Raw genomic sequence first — 16,955 nt, 5'->3', positions numbered from 1 at the left:
CGGAAGGCACCGTCGTGGCCAAGGTCTCCCGTCTCCCCGGCGCACAGGCTCACCACTGGGACTGGCAGCTGGAGGGCTCCTGCCGCACCGTCGGCGGCGCCGTCTTCTTCCGCCCCGCCAACGAGGGCCGCGCCGAGGCGCGCGAGCGCGAGGAGGCCGCCAAGCGGGTCTGCGCCGGCTGCCCCGTCCGCCTGGAGTGCCGGCGCCACGCCCTGGCCACCGCCGAACCCTACGGCGTCTGGGGCGGCCTCACCGAGGACGAGCGGCGCGCCCTGCTGATCCACCGCGAACCGGCCCGGGCAGCCTGAGCACCGCGCTCCGCACCCACCCGACGCGAAGGCCCGACCCCTGCCAGGGGTCGGGCCTTCGCGCTGTGGGCCGCCGCACCGGGAGAGGCCCGACCCCCGTGGGGGCCGGGCCTCTCCGTCGTGCGGTCGGTCGCCGCTCAGGGCGCGACGGCGTCGGCCGCCGGGGGTGCCTCCTCGTCGTCCTCGGCCTCGGCCTTGGCCCGGACGTCGGCGGGCGTGGGCGCGGTGATCTCGCGCTCCTCGGCCGAGCGCTCGCGCACGCTCTCCCCGGGCGCGTCCTCGGCGGCGCGGTCCTTGCCGTCCTGGGTGGTCATCGCGGACTCCTCTCGATCCTCGGTCAAGGTCCCGGGGCGGCTACCCCGAACCCGCCGGCCCACACCGGTCAGCGGCCGGCCGTCGGCCAGGTGCCCGTCACCCGCCGCCAGACGGTCGCCCCGGAGCGGTCCAGGGCGGCTTTGACCAGGGCGAAGACCGCGCCCTGGAGGGCGGCGGCGGTCAGCACCTCGCGCCAGCCGCGATCCTCGTCGGTCGGGTTCGGGGTGTCGTCCTCGTCCGCGACCCGTTGCCACACCCGCTTGAACACCGCCCCCGCGAGCACGCCGCCCAGCGCCCCCACCGCCAGGCCGACCGGCTTGTACACCACCGCCGCCACGTTCATCCGTCGCTCCGTTCCTGTTCGATCGGCGTCATCGGGAATGCCGGGCGGCTGCCCCCGGTCCCCGCAGGCAAACCGGCCCGCGCGCGGCGCCATGCGTGGGCGGGCGCGCGGGGCAGGCGGGAAGGCAGCTGATCGCACCGAACGGGAGGCCGCCGCATGGACACCGGGAGAAAACCCCTGAACGTGCACCGGGCGAAGGCGCTGCAAGGGACGGTCCTCTACGGTCTGCGCCACTTCTTCGCCTCGAACTGCCTCGGCCGCGGCATCCCGATCACCGACGTCGCGGAGTGGACGGGCCACCGCAGCATCGAGATCACCTTCAAGACCTACCGGCACCTCATGCCCGGCTCGATCGGGATGGCTGCCAAGATCCTTGATCTCGGCCTCGTCGCCTGAACATGTGTGGGGTCCGCTCGGTCAGGGCGGGCCCCACACATGTGTGGCACGGCCTGAGGACGGGTTCGGGCGGACGACACTTCCGGTCGGCCCGCCGCCCCGGAGCGCACGCTGGCCGCCCGGCCCGCTCCCGTGGAACTGCACATCGACCTGCAGGGGTGGACTTCATCAGCAGTTTCAGATTGAAGCAGGTGGAAGGCGGAGATCCCCGCGCCGCACAGGACCTGCTGAGCCCGGCGGGGCGGGCGAACATCCGTCCGGGCCGCAGCAGGGCGTGGCTTCCTTCCGGCGGAGTTCCGGGCCGGGACGCCGGGCTACTTGTCGAGGACGCCGACGGCGTGGGCGATGACGAGCAGGGAGGTGATGAGTGCAGCGATGCTCTCGACGGCCATCAAGGCCTTGGCCCGGGTGGAGAGCGGCATGGTGTCGGTGGGGCTGAAGGCGGTGGAGTTGGTGACCGAAACGTACAGATAGTCCATCAGAGTGGGTACCCAGTCGCTGGTGCGGGAGGAGCCGTCGGCGACCTCCTCGACGGCGTCGTCGTTCTCGTCCTGGGAGAACCGGAAGTCGGCGAGCGGCAGTTCGGAGCGGTCGGCCTGGGTGCGCACCACCGGGCCGCCACGGTCCAGCTCCCAGAACGCCAGGCCGAAGACGATGATGCCGGTGGCCCACACTTGGAGCGCTGCGAGCAGCAGCGGGCCGCCCTGCTGGGCCTTGCTGGTGACCATGGCGTCGACCAGCAGGCCGAGCGAGACGAGGTTGCTGAGGCCGATGAGGGCGACCAGGGTCAGCGACACGATCCGGGAGAAGCGGTTCTGCCGAGTCATCCGGCGTGGGTTGACCGCTATCAGCGGGACCAGCAGCAGGAGTTCCAGGCCGGGCAGGACGAAGCGCGGGACGAACAGCAGTTGCTCCGGCAGCGCCAGGTAGAGCAGCACGGCCGTCAGGGTGGCGAGCACCGCGGGCAGCCGGGCCTCGCCGCGCCGCTGATGGCGCGGGAAGTGCTGCAGTGCCCTTGCCCGGTGCTCCGGTGTCTTCCTGCTCATGTCCATGGAACCTCTCCTCCTGTGCGGCCCAGCTTTCACCAGCGGATTCCCCGCCGCGTAAGGTCCACCCTCCTTGCACCGGTCGACATCAAGGAGCCGACCACCGTTCGACCTACCGTCGCGGGGGCAAGGATGAGACGGACATCGGCCGAGTCGGTGGTTCGACAATCGGGGACATGTGACGGTGCCTGCGGTGGTGAGAACCCGCGCAGTACCGATACACGGGCTGTGGTGCGGTCGACTCGAAAGGTCGCTCATCCCGGCCTCGCCGAGCGCGCGGTAGCGGTCGGCCCACCGCTTGGCCGTGGTCGGCGAGACCTGGAAGCGCTCGGCGGCCCGCCGCAGTGGCCAGCCGTCCTCGACCCCGCAGCGGGCCAGACGCAGGCGTCCGGTCTCGGTCAGCGGTGCATTACGGTGTGGCATGAGGACCTTTCCGGTCGCCGGTCCAGATGCCGCAATCCACACCAGGCCAGAAGGCCCTCACTCATTTCAAGATCACTACGCCGTGAACCCCGTCAGCAACCTCCGTGGTCAGTACAACTAGGCCATGACCAGCCAGTAGTCCGGCAGACCCCCGCTCGCGCGGGGAGAACGACTGGGTCGACTTCGACAACCTGCTCTCCTGCGGCAGACCCCCGCTCGCGCGGGGAAAACGTGCTGCAGGAGACCGACGAGCGCGGCCTGTACGGCAGCCCCCCGCTCGCGCGGGGAGGACGGCGTGACACTCGTCACATTTAAGAGGTGGGACGGCAGACCCCCGCTCGCGCGGGGAGGACTCGACCGAGCCCCCGCTCCACCCCAACGGCACCGGCAGACCCCCGCTCGCGCGGGGAGGACCTCGGGGGCAGCAGGCCCTCCATGTCCAGGTCCGGCAGACCCCCGCTCGCGCGGGGAGGACCACCAAGGTCCGGGATTCGCCCCACCCTGAACTGGCAGACCCCCGCTCGCGCGGGGAGGACGCCATCCTGGTCCATCCCCCTCCACCCGGGCAACGGCAGACCCCCGCTCGCGCGGGGAGGACGTTTACTCCTCTCCCGGCACCTCGCCGCTGGACGGCAGACCCCCGCTCGCGCGGGGAGGACCTCTCGAACCGGCTCTCCGACCGGCACGACCCCGGCAGACCCCCGCTCGCGCGGGGAGGACGGGTCGCAGAGGTGGGCGCGGAGGTAGGCGGGCGGCAGACCCCCGCTCGCGCGGGGAGAACGTGTTCCTCGGCGCGGTATCCGATCCGCCGGCCGGCAGACCCCCGCTCGCGCGGGGAGAACTACGACATGCGCGTCCCCAAGGACCGCCAGGCCGGCAGACCCCCGCTCGCGCGGGGAGAACCGCCTGACCCCCGGCGCGACGTACACCGTCTGCGGCAGACCCCCGCTCGCGCGGGGAGAACCACTTGCTCTGCTGCCACAGGGTGTACGCGGCCGGCAGACCCCCGCTCGCGCGGGGAGAACATCACCGGGCCCGTCCTGACCCGTCAACACGACGGCAGACCCCCGCTCGCGCGGGGAGAACGGGTAGACGAGCGCCGCTGCCTGCCGGATGCTCGGCAGACCCCCGCTCGCGCGGGGAGAACCGGTCCAAGTCCGCGTCCCACTCCGTGTACGGCGGCAGACCCCCGCTCGCGCGGGGAGAACGGCCACTCGACCCGCCGGGGGAGCCGCTTCGTCGGCAGACCCCCGCTCGCGCGGGGAGAACATCGTCTGCTGCTCGGCGTCCAGGTGCAGCTCCGGCAGACCCCCGCTCGCGCGGGGAGAACGTCCCCTGTCCTCTCGAATCGGCACCCGCACGCGGCAGACCCCCGCTCGCGCGGGGAGAACTCCGCCGTACAGGTTGTCCGGCACCGGGCCGACGGCAGACCCCCGCTCGCGCGGGGAGGACGGGGTCTCGTTCGAGCCGTACCGCCACGCGATCGGCAGACCCCCGCTCGCGCGGGGAGGACCCGGGCCAGCGGCCGGCCAGCGGGGCCTGGTCCGGCAGACCCCCGCTCGCGCGGGGAGGACCCAGGAAGAGCCTCACCAGGGGACGGCCGCGCCGGCAGACCCCCGCTCGCGCGGGGAGGACCGCCGACGTCGACGCCATGAACCGCACCGGATCGGCAGACCCCCGCTCGCGCGGGGAGGACGCCGCCTGGTGGGGCGCCACCGGCTACACCGCCGGCAGACCCCCGCTCGCGCGGGGAGGACTTGGTGGAGAGCGCCACGAAGTGCTTGGCGACGGGCAGACCCCCGCTCGCGCGGGGAGGACGGGTCGCGGTTCGGGCCTATCCGGATTCGCGGCGGCAGACCCCCGCTCGCGCGGGGAGGACGGGTCGCGGTTCGGGCCTATCCGGATTCGCGGCGGCAGACCCCCGCTCGCGCGGGGAGGACCGCCGGTGCAGCAGCGCCAGCAGCAACGTCGTCGGCAGACCCCCGCTCGCGCGGGGAGGACATCTGGCCGTCCGAGCCGATCGGCACCGAGTACGGCAGACCCCCGCTCGCGCGGGGAGGACAGCACCTCCGCCAGCGGCCTGCTCCCCTCGTGCGGCAGACCCCCGCTCGCGCGGGGAGGACGCCACGAACGCCGTCTGGGGCGAGCCCCGCGGCGGCAGACCCCCGCTCGCGCGGGGAGGACGGACCCGCCATGCCGACCGCCATCACCACCGGCGGCAGACCCCCGCTCGCGCGGGGAGGACCCAACCCCTTTCACTGACAAGCACTTTCTGTGCGGCAGACCCCCGCTCGCGCGGGGAGGACCCCACGGACGCGCACGGCGTCGATCGAAATTGCGGCAGACCCCCGCTCGCGCGGGGAGGACTCCCAGCCGGGCACGCCGTTGGGCCGGGGGAACGGCAGACCCCCGCTCGCGCGGGGAGGACCCCACCCGCCTCAAGATCCGCTACACCCCCGACGGCAGACCCCCGCTCGTGCGGGGAGGACTCTATCGCATGTGACTAGCTAGTCTCACGTGACGGCAGACCCCCGCTCGCGCGGGGAGGACACGAACACCGTGGGGACCGACGAGGACCCGGCCGGCAGACCCCCGCTCGCGCGGGGAGGACGCGGCGGCCTGCGCGGTGGCGGCGGCCTCGGCCGGCAGACCCCCGCTCGCGCGGGGAGGACCATCGCCAGCCGGGCCTTGGGCGGGCGGGTGCCGGCAGACCCCCGCTCGCGCGGGGAGGACCCGGACTTGGTCTTGCCCCGCAGGTAGTCCAGCGGCAGACCCCCGCTCGCGTGGGGAGGACCCTTCGCCACCTGCGACGTTGCGGGGCCTTTGCGATCTCTTTGCGATTCGGGTCGGCGGAGATGTTCGGGCGCCAAGGGCAGCGTAGTAGGTCCAGCGCGGCATCGCGGTGAGACGTCTTGAAGCGACCCTCCCCGGTCGGCCGGCGGGGCACTCCCCGCAGGGTGAGCGCGGGCACCCGGCAGTCGGCGGTCTGTTCGTGCCGGGGTGTGGCCTGCGGAGGACTGGCCTGGTTGCGAGGCGGTTCAACCGCTGACCGCTCCGGCTTTCTCGTTGGTGACTGGCCGTCAGGAAGTGCTTTGTCAGTTGTAGTTGATATCTACCTGAGCGTGAATGATGTCGCGATGGAGGGGCGCTGTGCCCCCGTGGATCGTCGGTTGTGGGGCAAGCAGCGCGGTCTCTCGCGTGCGTACCCAGTGGTCTGTCACCTGCTGGATACGGCGGCCGTGGCAGGGGCGCTGTGGGACGGGGTACTGAGCGGTGCGGCGAGGGGCCGGATCGCTGATTCGTTGGGAGTGGACGAGGAGGGAGCTCGTCGGCTGGTGATGCTGTGGGCGGGGCTGCATGACGTGGGGAAGATCGTTCCGGGGTTCCAGGGATCGTCGAAGGCTGCGGCCGCCCCGTTGGCGGATGATCCGCTGTTCGCGGAGGCAGGTTCGGGGGAGTGGCTCGCGCACGAGGTGGCCACCCACTGGGGGCTGGTGGAGGTCTTCGAGGCGTGGGGCTACCCGCAGGGTGCTCGCGGGAGGATGCGGGCTTCGGCGGCGCACCAGGTGGCTCAACTGCTCGGTGGGCACCACGGGTGTTTCGGTGCCGTGTTGCAGCGCAAGGAGGTCGACCACGCGGCGAGCTACCGGCCGGGGCTGGGGAGCGCGGAGGGCTGGCACCGTCAGCGGGTGGCGCACGCCGAGGCGGTGCGCAGGGTGGTCGAGGCGTCGGCGGTGCCCGGCGAGGGGTTGCCGGGGTGGGTTGCGGTGCTGGTCGCGGGGCTGGTGGTGGTGTCCGACTGGTTGGCGAGTCAGGTGGAGTTGATCGAGCCCCGGATCCCGGCCGAGGGCTGGGAGGCGACGGACGAGGCGTTGCGGGAGCACTTCGCCGTTGCCTGTGCGGAGGCCCCGGAGTGGGTCCGGGAGGCGGGGCTGGGGCGTGCGGGGTTCCCGGAGCGCACGTTCGGCGAGATGTTCGACAAGTTCCCGCCGAACAGTTTGCAGCGGGATCTCGCCGAGCGGCTTCCCCCGCTGGTGGACGGGTCGGGGATGCTGGTGGTGACGGCACCGACGGGTGACGGGAAGACCGAGGCCGCGTTGTTCGGGGCGTCGGTGCTGGCGGGGGCTGCCGGGTCGGGAGGCTTGTACTTCGCGCTTCCGACGATGGCGACGGCGGACGCGATGTACCGGCGGGTCGCGGAGTTCGCCGGAGCCCATGTGACGGGTGACCGGTCGTTGGCGCTGCTGCACGCGATGGCGTGGTTGAGCCCGTGGTACGCGGGCGGGGCGGGCGGTACCCGCGACGGGTTCGCCTCCGACGACGCGGTGGCGTTGGTGGCGGGCGAGTGGCTCCGGACGCCGATGCGCGGCCTGCTGGCCCCGTTGGGGGCGGGCACGATCGACCAGGCACTGACGGGGGTTCTGCCGGTCCGGTACGGGTTCCTGCGCTTGTTCGGTCTGGCGAACAAGGTCCTGGTCGTGGACGAGGCCCATGCGTACGGGCCGTGGATGCACAGCCTCCTGGTGCGGCTGCTGGAGTGGATGGGGGCGATGGGTGCCCCAGTGGTCCTGCTGTCCGCGACGCTGACCGGGGCGGCGGCCGGGTCCCTGGTGGCGGCGTACCGCCGGGGCGCGGGTGCGGTCGACGAGGTGGACGTGCACCCCCGGTACCCGGGGTGGCTGTACGTGGACGGGAGGACGGGTGCGGTCTCCTCGGCCCGGCAGGTGAAGAGCGACCGGGCCCGGACGTTGGCGGTGGAGCGCCGCCCGGTGCAGTGGGACGTCAAGGAGGAGGGCGTTCCGCGGGCCGGGTCCCGGCGGAAGGCTCTCGCGGAACTGGTGGCGCCCGTCGCGACGGGCGGCGGGTGCGTGCTGGTGTGCTGCACCACCGTGGACGAGGCGCAGCGGACCTACCGCTACCTGCAACGGCGGTTCCCGGAGTTGGCGGAACGGGAGGGCGGCTTGCGCCTGCTGCATTCGCGGTTCCCCGCGGAGGAGCGGGAGCGGATCTCGGCGGAGTGCGAGCGTGCGTTCGGGAAACCGGGGGAGGGGGAACCCACCGACGTGGTGCGGGCGGCCGGGGTGCTGGTGGCGACCCAGGTGGTGGAGCAGTCCTTGGATTTGGACTTCGACCTGGTCGTGTCCGATCTCGCGCCGCTCGCCCAGTTGCTGCAGCGGGCGGGCCGCGGGTGGCGGCACGAGCGGAAGGTGCGGCCGGCATGGGCGGACGGAGAGCTGCGGCTGGTGGTGCTGGAACCCGTCGACGGCGCTTCGGGCAAGCTGGCGGTTCCGGGTTCGTGGGGGCAGGTGTACGACCCGGCGCTGCTGATGCGGACGAGTGCGCTCCTGGCGGGGGTGGACGAGGTGGCCGTGCCGGGCGACGTGCAGCGGCTGGTCGACGAGGTGTATGCCGAGGCGTTCGGGGCGCGGTTGGCGGAGTCGGCCCGGGCGGACTTCGAGCGCCGGGACGCGGCCCGGTTGGCGGCGGAGGCGGCGGAAAAGCAGCTGGCCCGTGTCGTGGAGGTCAGGGGGCCGCTCGACCTGGGGGGTGACTGGTCGAGGCTGTCGTCCACGGTGGCGGGAGCCGAGGATCTGCTGACGACGCGTCTGGGAGCGGACGGAGCACGCGCGGTGTGCGTGTTCGTCGACGCGGAGGGCGGGGCGAGCCTGGACGAGGCGGGCCGGGTGCCGGTGCCGGGCTGGGGGAGCGGCTCCCGGGTGGACCGGGAAGGGGTGGCGGCGCTGATGCGGCGCTCGGTGCCGATTCCCGGCGGGTGGGTTCGGGGCAGGGCGGAGGAGCACACCGTGCCGACGGCCTGGGAGCGGTGGGCCGTCCTCGCCGGATCGGTGCTGCTGCCGGTGCGCCAGGGAGGCGACGGACGGTGGACGTGCCGGATCGGAGGACGGGAGTTGGAGCTCTCGGATGTCGGAATTTCCTCCAACTAGCCACACAGCCACCAGACTTGTCTCTAGAGTCGGTCCTGACGGCGGCGGGTGGACGAAGTCCTTCCGCCCACCCGCCGCCTGACCCCCGCTTGCGCGGGGACAGTGCGCTCCGTCCGGCTGTTCCAGCCGCCAGACGGCTCACCCCCGCTCGTCGCGGGGAGCAGCCAGAGCCTATCCGCGCATGTTCGCCCGTTTGAGACGTCACCTCTTCTCGGAGACCTCATGCCGTCCACCGCACCACCGAGTTACAACCTGTTCGACGAACCGTGGATCCCGGTCCGCTGGCGGATCGACATCCCGGTCGCAGGCGAGCAACCCGCCGCGGTGGGGTTGCGTGAACTCCTGCTCCGCGCAGACGAGATCGAGGCGATCACCGTCGTCCTGCCTCCGGCGCTGTCGGCCCTGTACCGCGTGCTCTACGCGATCACGGCGCGCGTGACGGGACTGGACGAGCAGGGCCCGGGGGAGTGGGGCGACCGCCGGGCCGACGTCTTCGACGTCGGCCGCTTCGAGACGGCCGACGTCGAGAAGTACGTGAACGGCAACCGCCACCGTTTCGACCTGTTCGACCCTCGGCGTCCGTTCCTCCAGGACCCCCGGCTGACGGCGCAGTGCGACCCGGGCAACACCGCGGGCGTCGACAAGCTGGTGACCACCAGGCCCTCCGGCAACAACCACGCCTGGTTCGAGCACGTCGACGCACGTGCACCGGTGCAGCCGTCCGCGGCGGAGGCCGTCCTGCACCTGCTGGTGTGGCACTACTACGGCCCTTCGGGCCGCTGTTCGAGCCGCACGGTCGGCACGGTGAAGGCGGCCGACGCCAAGGCCGGCCCGCTGCGCAGCACGCTCTCCTACCACCCCGAGGGGGTGAGCATCTTCGAGACCCTGATGGCCGGTCTGCCGGAACCCGCGTCCGAGGTCGGACGGGACCGCGACCTGTGCGCCTGGGAGCGCGAGCTCGGTGACCCGACGGGTCCTCCTCCGGAACTCACCGGCCCCTGTTCGGAACTGACGGGCCGTTCGCAGCACGCACTGCTCCTGGTCCCGGACGCGAGCGGGCGGTACGTCACGGACGCGTTCATCACCTGGGCGTGGCGGGACAAGGTGGCGCGGGACGGGGACGCCTACCTGATCTGGCAGTTGTCGAAGGAGGGGAACTCCTACCCGCGGCCCGCCGATTCCGGGCGCGCCCTGTGGCGGGACGTGGACGCGCTGCTGCTGAGCGAGCTGCCGGGTGACAGCCGGCCGCAGCGGCCGGAGGTGTTCCGGACCGCGCCGGAGGTCTCGGAGTGGCTGCGGGTCCGGGCGCTCGGGTTCGAGCAGGACGGCCAGGCGAAGGACGTCCAGTTCGTCGACGCGTCGACGCCGCCCGTGCTGGGCCTGTCGGAGCGCCGCGCCCCGGACTCCGCCGTCCTGGTGAGCAAACTGCGAGCGGTCGGGGAGATGTACGGGCGGCGGCTGGAGCTGGCGGCGAAGAAGGCGTGGCAGCAGTGCACCGACGCCCCGAAGCTGAAGGACTGCTCCTGGGCGGTGGACGCGGGCGCCCGGTACTGGCCGGCCGCGGAGGCGGAGTTCTGGGCGCGGTTCGGCAGAAGGGACTTCGACGGCGCGGGGGCGGTGTTCCGGCGCCTCGCGGAGGAGGCGTTCGAGGCGGTGACCGTACGGGCGGTCGCGTCGGTGCGGGGCGCGCGGGCCTGCGAGGCGGCCCGGGTCGAGTTGTACGGCGGTCGGCGCAAGGGCGCCGCCGCGGCGGCGGGCGGTCCGGCCCGCCGGAGTGCGAGCAAGGCGGTGGCGAAGTGAGCGAAGCGGTGCTGATCGAGCAGGAACCGGCGGACGGTTCCGTGAAGGCCGACGAGGCACGCCCGAGCAGGGCGGAGGCGTTCACCGCGTGGGTGGAGCAGCGCTGCGCGACGGACCCGGGCGTGCGGTCGGCGCTGCGACGCGGCGCGGGCAAGGGACTGGACCAAGTGCCCTCGATGCACCGCTTGGTGGCACGGTGGCTGCCCGCCGACGCCGGTGAGGACGTGCAGCGGGCGTACTACACGGTGGCGGCGATGATCGCCGCCCAGCGCCGCAGCCAGTACGCGGTGCCCGCGGGCCCGGAGGACGGGGCCGCGGAAGCTCCCGGGAGCACCCCGGACGGTCCGGCCGCGGGGCAGCCGGACGACCAAACGCCCCCAGCACGGCGGCCTCGGCAGAGCCTGGGCCGGACGTTCGCGGACGCGGTGAAGGCCGACGGGGTGCGGGAGACCTCGGCGGAGACACGGCTGAACCTGCTGACACGCCAGAGCGTGGACGGCCTGCACCGGCACCTTCCGGGGGCCGTCAGGCAACTGCGCGAAGCGGGGGCACGGGTGGACTGGGCCCTGCTGCTGGCGGACCTGTGCCGGTGGCGCCGCTACGGGGGCGAGGTGAAGCGGCGCTGGCTGCAGGACTTCTACCGGGAACTCGATCCGGAGAAGGTCAAGCAGGCCCAGCAAGCGGACGACGCGGCGGACGACGGCGTCCGCGAGCAGTAGGCGCAAGGCCGGGCACCGCCCGTCGGGCGGACCCATCCCCTACGGATTCACGACGAGAAACGAGGAGAAGAGCATGGTGACGAAGGCTGACGCGGTCGCGCGGTTCGTGGACGTGCACGTGGTGCAGAGCGTGCCGTTCGCGAACCTGAACCGGGACGACAACAACTCGGTGAAGACCGTCTCGTACGGCGGGACCGAGCGGACCCGGGTGAGCAGCCAGTCGTGGAAGCGCGCGGCCCGGACGTACTTCCAGGAGGCGATGGGGGACGCCGCGCTGCGGACGCGTCGGATCGGCGAGCGGGTGGCGCGGCTGCTGGAGGAGGAGCGCGGCTGGCCGGGCCCCCTGGCCGCGCGAGCCGGGCAGCACGTGGCGGCGGGCAGCAGCATCAAGTTCGAGGTCGACGCCGACAGCGCGACGGTGACGACGAACGCGATGGTGTACGTCCCGCACACCGCGGTCGCCGAACTCGCGGACCTGGCCGAGGAGTTCCGGACCGAACTGGAGGCGGCGAAGGAGATCAAGAAGTCCAACGACAAGAGTGTGCTGCCCAAGGACCGGATCGACGCGGTGCTGCGCTCGCGCAACGGAGTGATCAACCTGTTCGGGCGGATGCTGGCCGAGGTCGACGACGCGGGCGTGGACGGAGCGGTACAGGTCGCACACGCACTGACCGCGCACGGCACCGACATCGAACTGGACTACTTCTCGGCCGTCGACGACGTGACCGACTTCTGGAACGACACCACCGGCAGCGCGCACATGGGGCACGCCGAGTTCTCCGCCGGCGTGTTCTACCGCTTCGCGACGATCGACCTGAAGGAGTTGGCGGACAACCTCGGTGGCGACCTGGTCGCCGCGCGCGAGTTGGCGGCCGGGTTCGTGGAGGCGTTCGTCCTGTCGCTGCCGCAGGCGAAGAAGACCGCGACCGCGCCGCACACCATCCCCGACCTGGTGCACATCGCGGTGCGCTCGGACCGGCCGCTGTCGTTCGCCGCCGCGTTCGAGAAGCCGGTCCGGGCCGGCCGGGAGGGCGGCTACTCCGGGCCCTCGCGTACCGCGCTGGCCGAGTACGCGGCGGTGGCGAACACGCTGCTCGGCAACCGCGGCGTCATCTCGGCGGGTTGGGCCGGGACCGACGCGAAGAGCCCGAAGGAACTGGGCGAGCGGGCCGCCTCCTTCCCCGCGCTGATCGCCGCCGCCATCGCCGCCGCCTACCCGCAGGCGGACCGGTGAGCGGTGAGGCGGGCCTGCTGATGCGGCTGGCCGGCCCGCTGCAGTCCTGGGGCGAGCGCAGCAAGTTCAACGAACGCGACACCGCGCCCTTCCCCACCCGCTCCGGAGTGATTGGCCTGCTCGCCTGCGCGCTCGGCCGCCGACGCGGCGAGGACATCGGCGACCTGGCCCGCCTGTCGCTGACCGTGCGCGCCGACCGGCCCGGAGTGGTGCTGCGCGACCTGCACACCGTCGGCGGAGGACTCCCCGCCCGGCACACCGTCACCACCGCCGAGGGCAAGAAGCGCCCCGCCGCCGCGGCGACGCTGCTCTCCCACCGCTACTACCTGGCGGACGCCGTGTTCACCGCGGCGCTCACCGGCCCCGCCGACGTCCTGGATGCCTGCGCCGCCGCACTGCGCGCACCGCACTGGCCGCCGTACCTGGGGCGGCGCTCCTGCCCGCCCGAAGGGCCGCTGCTGCTGGGCGAGTTCGACGACGTCCACCGCCACCTGGTGGAGCTGCCGCTGGCCCGGGCCCGCAAGGGGACCGCGGCCACGGTGCCGGTGCTCTTCCACGGCGACCGGCCCCTCACCCACCTGTCACCCGCCGTCGAGGGCACCGACAGCGGCAGCGAGGCGGTCGGCCAGGTCAACGACCAGCCGCTGAACTTCCACCCCCAGCGCCGCGCCTACCAGAGCCGCTCCCGCTACCAGCGCACCCTGCACCTGCCCGCCGAACGCTGCCAGGGCCTGGGCGCCGACCACCTCAAGGCCCTCGCCAGCTACCTCGCCCCCTGCTCGCCCCGTCCCGAAGGCTCACCGGCATGACCCTGTGGCTGACCCGCATCATCCCCGACCAGCGACACCGCGACGCCCGTTCCGAGGGCAGCGACGCCGTCAACCTCCACCACCGGATCATGTCGCTGTTCCCCGACGACGTCCCCAGCACCGAACCCCGCCGCCACCTCGGCATCCTCTTCCGCACCGAGACGGGTCGCGACGGCGAGCAGATCCTGCTGCAGAGCAACCGCGAACCCGACCTCACCCAACTCCCCACCGGCTACGGCACCGTCGCCACCAAACCCCTCACCCCGCTGCTCGACGCCCTGCGCAAGGGCCTGCCCGTGTGCTACCGCATCGCCGCCAACGCCGTCCGCAAACCCGGCGCGACCACCCGCGCCCTCTACCACCTCCCTGAGGTCGTCCCCCTCACCGGCGCCCACGCCGACGAATGGTGGACCCGTCAGGCCGAAACCTCCGGCCTCGCCCTCGCCACCCTGCACTCCACCCCCTTGGACGCCGCCACCGGCCACCGCCGCCAGGACAAGCAGCGCGTCCAGCACGCCCGCACCCTCTTCGAAGGCACCGCCCACATCACCGACCCCGACCTCCTGCGCACCCGCATCCGCGAAGGGATCGGCCGCGGCAAGGCCTACGGCTGCGGCCTGCTCAGCATCGCCCCCCGCCGGCAGCCCTCATGACGCCCCCGCGCCCCCGCAGCAGTGCCGGCAACCCGACCGGTGCCCGGCGCAGACTCGCCGCACCCACCGTCGCCATGCTGCCCCGCATCGCGGACTCCCTCTCCTTCCTCTACCTCGACCTCGTCCGCATCGTCCAGGACGACACCGGCGTCTGCGCCGAGATCAGCACCACCCGGCGCGGCACCGAAACCGTCCACCTCCCCACCGCCGCCCTCAGCTGCGTCCTGCTCGGCCCCGGCACCTCCATCACCGCCCGCGCCCTGGCCACCCTCGCCCGCCACGGCACCACCGTCCTCGTCGCCGGCTCCGGCGGCGTGCGCTGCTACGCCGCCACCCTCCCCGAATCCCTCAGCACCACCTGGCTCGAACGCCAAGCCCGGGCCTGGGCCGACGATCAACGGCGCATGGCCGTCGCCATCGCGATGTACCGCCGGCGCTTCGGCGACACTGACCTGCCCACCGACATCAACCTCGACAAACTCCGCGGCCTGGAAGGCCAACGCGTCAAGGCCCACTACCGCCTCCTCGCCCAGCAGCACCGCATCGGACGCTTCCGCCGCAACTACGACCCCGACTCCTGGGACACCCAGGACCCCGTCAACCTCGCCCTGTCCGCCGCCAACACCTGCCTCTACGGCATCGTCCACGCCGCGATCCTCGCTCTCGGCTGCTCACCCGCCCTCGGCTTCGTCCACAGCGGCAACCAGCAGGCCTTCGTCTACGACATCGCCGACCTCTACAAGGCCGAACTGACCATCCCCCTGGCCTTCTCCCTCCACTCCTCCACCGAACCCGAAGCCGAAGCCCGCCGCGGCTTCAGAGAGGGCCTGCGCCTCTTCAAACTCCTGCCCAGGATCGTCACCGACGTCCAGCGCCTGCTCGCTCCCGGAACCGCGATCGTGGCCCCCGACCCGGACGAACAACTCGTCGACCTGTGGGACCCGGTCATCGGAGTCGTCCCCGGCGGCGTCAATTACTCCACCGGGGACGCACTGTGAACCGCATCCCGGCCGGTGGCGCCGTACCCGAGGAGCTGCCGTGGCGTCCCTGACCGTCCTGTCCATGACCGCCGTTCCGGACCACCTGCGCGGCGCGCTGACGCGGTGGCTGCTCGAAGTCACACCCCAGCTGTACGTCGGCACCATCTCCGCCAAGGTCCGCGAAGAACTCTGGTCATCCGTCAGCAACTGCATCGCGGACGGAGTCGCCGTACTCGTCCACCCCGCTGCGAACGAACAAGGGTTTGCACTGCGGACAGCAGGAACCCACCGACGCCGGCCCGTCGACTTCGATGGGCTGCTCCTCATCGCCCAAACCCGAGCTACCGCACCAGAGGGCCAAGAAACGGCAAAGGCCTAGAGAAGGTGCAGGTCCAAAAGGGTCCTCCCCGCGCGAGCGGGGGTCTGCCGGACGGACGGGTCCGCCCACCTGCCCCTCGGCTGTCCTCCCCGCGCGAGCGGGGGTCTGCCGGGCGCCAACTCCGCCTCGGGCCTGCTGCTGGCGTCCTCCCCGCGCGAGCGGGGGTCTGCCGTTGTGGGTGGCGAGGGGGCCGACGGCGTGGCCGTCCTCCCCGCGCGAGCGGGGGTCTGCCGAACATCGGGGTCGAGTTCGAGATCCCGGTCGTGTCCTCCCCGCGCGAGCGGGGTTTGCCGTTTTCGATCAGGTCGGCGCGGTGGCGGATGGTGTCCTCCCCACGCGGGCGGGGGGCTGCTGGGTAACGCGTTTTCTGTTGTATCCAATGGAAAAGCGCGGATCGGTCCCGCTGCTGCTGACGGCTTCAGGTGCGGCCGAGGCGGAAGACGGTAGCGGCGACCATTGGATTGTGAACCTTGTCCGGAAGCGCCGGAGAACACTTGGATCCAGTCCCGTTCCGCTGTCGCCGATGGTGGAGCAGATGATCGAGTAGTACGCCGACCCTCAGGGCACTGTCGACGGCCGCCTGGGAGCCGGATGCCCGGTCGTGTGCTCTTCCGGGGGCATGATGCTGTGGGGTGCTGCTGACGTCGTCCCTGGTTGTGGGTTCGGGGTGACGGGCCGTCAGGCAAGGTCGGCAAAAGTCGGCATCAGTCCGAGTGCACCGTCACCCACCTGCTCGTATCCGGGAATCAAAGTCTCTGCGACTGTCTGGTGTCGACTGCGCGGTGAAACCGACCATCCTGATGGTGGGCTATCGGTGTGCCGCCGTGGCAGTCCTCGTCTGAGCGTCGGTTCCCGCAGGTCGGAGACGTAGCAGATGGATTGCCCGCGCTGGCGTGGGCAGCGTGAAGGATCTCTGGATCCCTTCGCTCGCCAGGCTTGGAGCCGCCAGGGTCCCGACACCGGATTGGTTGGTGTAGAACCTGTGCGTCTCGGTGACCAACTCCACGGCGTTCGGCCCCACCGACACCATGCCGCTCTCCACCCGGGCCAAGGCCCTGATGGCGGTGGAGAGCGTCGCCGCGCTGATCACCTCCCTGCTGGTGATCGCCCACGCGGTGGGCGTCCTGGACTCCTGAGGCGCCCTGGGGCCCCTGCTCAGCGGGCGCTGCCCAGGTCGCGGTCGGCGGCGGTGCCCGCCAGCAGCAGGGTGGTCTCCTCGATTCGGCGGAAGCGGCCGTCCGGGGCGAGGTCGGCGAAGACGTAGACCTCCATGCTGGCGGCCGAGCCGTCGGTCTTGGTGAGGTGGACGGTGTGGCGGTCGGCGTAGCGGGCGCCGTCCTGGAGTTCCTCGTGGACCTCGACCCGGCCGTCGGCGACCAGGGTGCGCAGGTGGGCGATGTGGGCGAGGAACTCCTCCCGGTCGGCCCAGGCGCCGTCGGTGCGCTGGCGGTAGTCGGGGGTGAAGTGGCGGTCGGCGGCCTCGGCGAGCGGGAGCCCGGGGGAGAACAGCAGGTCGGTGAGCGCGGCCTCGATGCGGGTGCGGGTCATGGCGGAGCCCTTCGGTAGGTGCGTGCGCTGCGCACGCTTCTCCCGCACCCTAGCCCA

Annotated in this window: 15 protein-coding genes, 1 pseudogene and 2 CRISPR repeat arrays; of the genes and pseudogenes, 11 read left to right on the top strand and 5 right to left on the bottom strand. The window is 72.4% G+C overall.

Annotated features, from left to right (window positions below; genetic code table 11):
* Positions 1 to 14 precede the first annotated feature (14 nt).
* A complete protein-coding gene (locus tag ACIOHG_RS21525; protein WP_400952991.1) occupies positions 15 to 308 on the top strand; it encodes a WhiB family transcriptional regulator in 294 nt (97 codons plus the stop codon).
* Positions 309 to 445: 137 nt separating this feature from the next.
* Here ACIOHG_RS21525 and ACIOHG_RS21520 read toward each other — a convergent pair whose 3' ends face one another.
* Positions 446 to 622 carry a hypothetical protein gene (locus ACIOHG_RS21520; protein ID WP_400952989.1) on the bottom strand — a complete coding sequence of 59 codons (177 nt, stop codon included), beginning with the start codon at positions 620 to 622 and terminating at the stop codon, positions 446 to 448.
* Between the two features lie 68 nt (positions 623 to 690).
* Positions 691 to 966 carry a DUF4235 domain-containing protein gene (locus ACIOHG_RS21515; RefSeq protein WP_400952987.1) on the bottom strand — a complete coding sequence of 92 codons (276 nt, stop codon included), beginning with the start codon at positions 964 to 966 and terminating at the stop codon, positions 691 to 693.
* 183 nt (positions 967 to 1,149) lie between these two features.
* Here ACIOHG_RS21515 and ACIOHG_RS21510 point away from each other — a divergent pair, with 183 nt between their 5' ends.
* Positions 1,150 to 1,362: a tyrosine-type recombinase/integrase gene (locus ACIOHG_RS21510; protein ID WP_400953086.1), complete on the top strand. Its 213-nt coding sequence runs from the start codon at positions 1,150 to 1,152 to the stop codon at positions 1,360 to 1,362.
* A gap of 314 nt (positions 1,363 to 1,676) precedes the next feature.
* On the opposite strand, the gene ACIOHG_RS21505 is transcribed toward ACIOHG_RS21510, so the two are convergent.
* The gene (locus tag ACIOHG_RS21505; protein ID WP_400953084.1) at positions 1,677 to 2,408 is read right to left on the bottom strand and encodes a hypothetical protein; all 732 of its coding nucleotides are present in this window, start codon (positions 2,406 to 2,408) and stop codon (positions 1,677 to 1,679) included.
* Between the two features lie 222 nt (positions 2,409 to 2,630).
* A pseudogene (locus ACIOHG_RS21500) lies at positions 2,631 to 2,831 on the bottom strand (helix-turn-helix domain-containing protein); the annotation flags it as partial.
* 141 nt (positions 2,832 to 2,972) lie between these two features.
* Positions 2,973 to 5,625: direct repeats of the CRISPR family, unit length 29 nt; unit sequence CGGCAGACCCCCGCTCGCGCGGGGAGGAC.
* Between the two features lie 343 nt (positions 5,626 to 5,968).
* On the opposite strand from ACIOHG_RS21500, the gene cas3 reads away from it, so the two are divergent.
* The 9 genes from cas3 to ACIOHG_RS21455 all read left to right on the top strand — a co-directional run bounded on the left by cas3 (position 5,969) and on the right by ACIOHG_RS21455 (position 16,486).
* Positions 5,969 to 8,776 (top strand): CRISPR-associated helicase Cas3', encoded by a 2,808-nt coding sequence (cas3, locus tag ACIOHG_RS21495; RefSeq protein ID WP_400953083.1) that lies wholly within the window; start codon positions 5,969 to 5,971, stop codon positions 8,774 to 8,776.
* Positions 8,777 to 8,998: 222 nt separating this feature from the next.
* Positions 8,999 to 10,576, top strand: coding sequence for a type I-E CRISPR-associated protein Cse1/CasA (gene casA / locus ACIOHG_RS21490; RefSeq protein WP_400952985.1), 1,578 nt, complete (start codon positions 8,999 to 9,001; stop codon positions 10,574 to 10,576).
* On the top strand, positions 10,573 to 11,295 hold the full coding sequence (casB, locus tag ACIOHG_RS21485) for a type I-E CRISPR-associated protein Cse2/CasB (RefSeq protein WP_400952983.1): 723 nt from the start codon (positions 10,573 to 10,575) through the stop codon (positions 11,293 to 11,295). Before casA ends, casB begins: the two co-directional genes overlap by 4 nt.
* Before the next feature lie 73 nt (positions 11,296 to 11,368).
* Entirely contained in the window at positions 11,369 to 12,529 is a 1,161-nt protein-coding gene (cas7e, locus tag ACIOHG_RS21480; protein ID WP_400952980.1) for a type I-E CRISPR-associated protein Cas7/Cse4/CasC, read from the top strand.
* A gap of 20 nt (positions 12,530 to 12,549) precedes the next feature.
* Entirely contained in the window at positions 12,550 to 13,338 is a 789-nt protein-coding gene (gene cas5e / locus ACIOHG_RS21475; protein WP_400953081.1) for a type I-E CRISPR-associated protein Cas5/CasD, read from the top strand.
* Positions 13,335 to 13,991, top strand: coding sequence for a type I-E CRISPR-associated protein Cas6/Cse3/CasE (cas6e, locus tag ACIOHG_RS21470; RefSeq protein ID WP_400952977.1), 657 nt, complete (start codon positions 13,335 to 13,337; stop codon positions 13,989 to 13,991). Before cas5e ends, cas6e begins: the two co-directional genes overlap by 4 nt.
* Positions 13,988 to 14,989 carry a type I-E CRISPR-associated endonuclease Cas1e gene (gene cas1e, locus ACIOHG_RS21465; RefSeq protein WP_400952975.1) on the top strand — a complete coding sequence of 334 codons (1,002 nt, stop codon included), beginning with the start codon at positions 13,988 to 13,990 and terminating at the stop codon, positions 14,987 to 14,989. Before cas6e ends, cas1e begins: the two co-directional genes overlap by 4 nt.
* Before the next feature lie 40 nt (positions 14,990 to 15,029).
* On the top strand, positions 15,030 to 15,350 hold the full coding sequence (gene cas2e / locus ACIOHG_RS21460; RefSeq protein ID WP_400952972.1) for a type I-E CRISPR-associated endoribonuclease Cas2e: 321 nt from the start codon (positions 15,030 to 15,032) through the stop codon (positions 15,348 to 15,350).
* Between the two features lie 21 nt (positions 15,351 to 15,371).
* Positions 15,372 to 15,702: direct repeats of the CRISPR family, unit length 29 nt; unit sequence GTCCTCCCCGCGCGAGCGGGGGTCTGCCG.
* Between the two features lie 640 nt (positions 15,703 to 16,342).
* Positions 16,343 to 16,486 (top strand): hypothetical protein, encoded by a 144-nt coding sequence (locus tag ACIOHG_RS21455; RefSeq protein WP_400952969.1) that lies wholly within the window; start codon positions 16,343 to 16,345, stop codon positions 16,484 to 16,486.
* A gap of 19 nt (positions 16,487 to 16,505) precedes the next feature.
* Here ACIOHG_RS21455 and ACIOHG_RS21450 read toward each other — a convergent pair whose 3' ends face one another.
* Positions 16,506 to 16,898, bottom strand: a complete 393-nt coding sequence (locus tag ACIOHG_RS21450; RefSeq protein ID WP_400952966.1) for a nuclear transport factor 2 family protein — start codon at positions 16,896 to 16,898, stop codon at positions 16,506 to 16,508.
* Positions 16,899 to 16,955 lie beyond the last annotated feature (57 nt).

Origin of the sequence: Kitasatospora sp. NPDC088134 (assembly GCF_044741705.1) — a bacterium.
Classification (GTDB): Bacteria; Actinomycetota; Actinomycetes; order Streptomycetales; family Streptomycetaceae; genus Kitasatospora.
The sequence above is the reverse complement of the archived record's forward strand: the minus strand, read 5'-3'. Positions and strand labels throughout refer to the sequence as shown.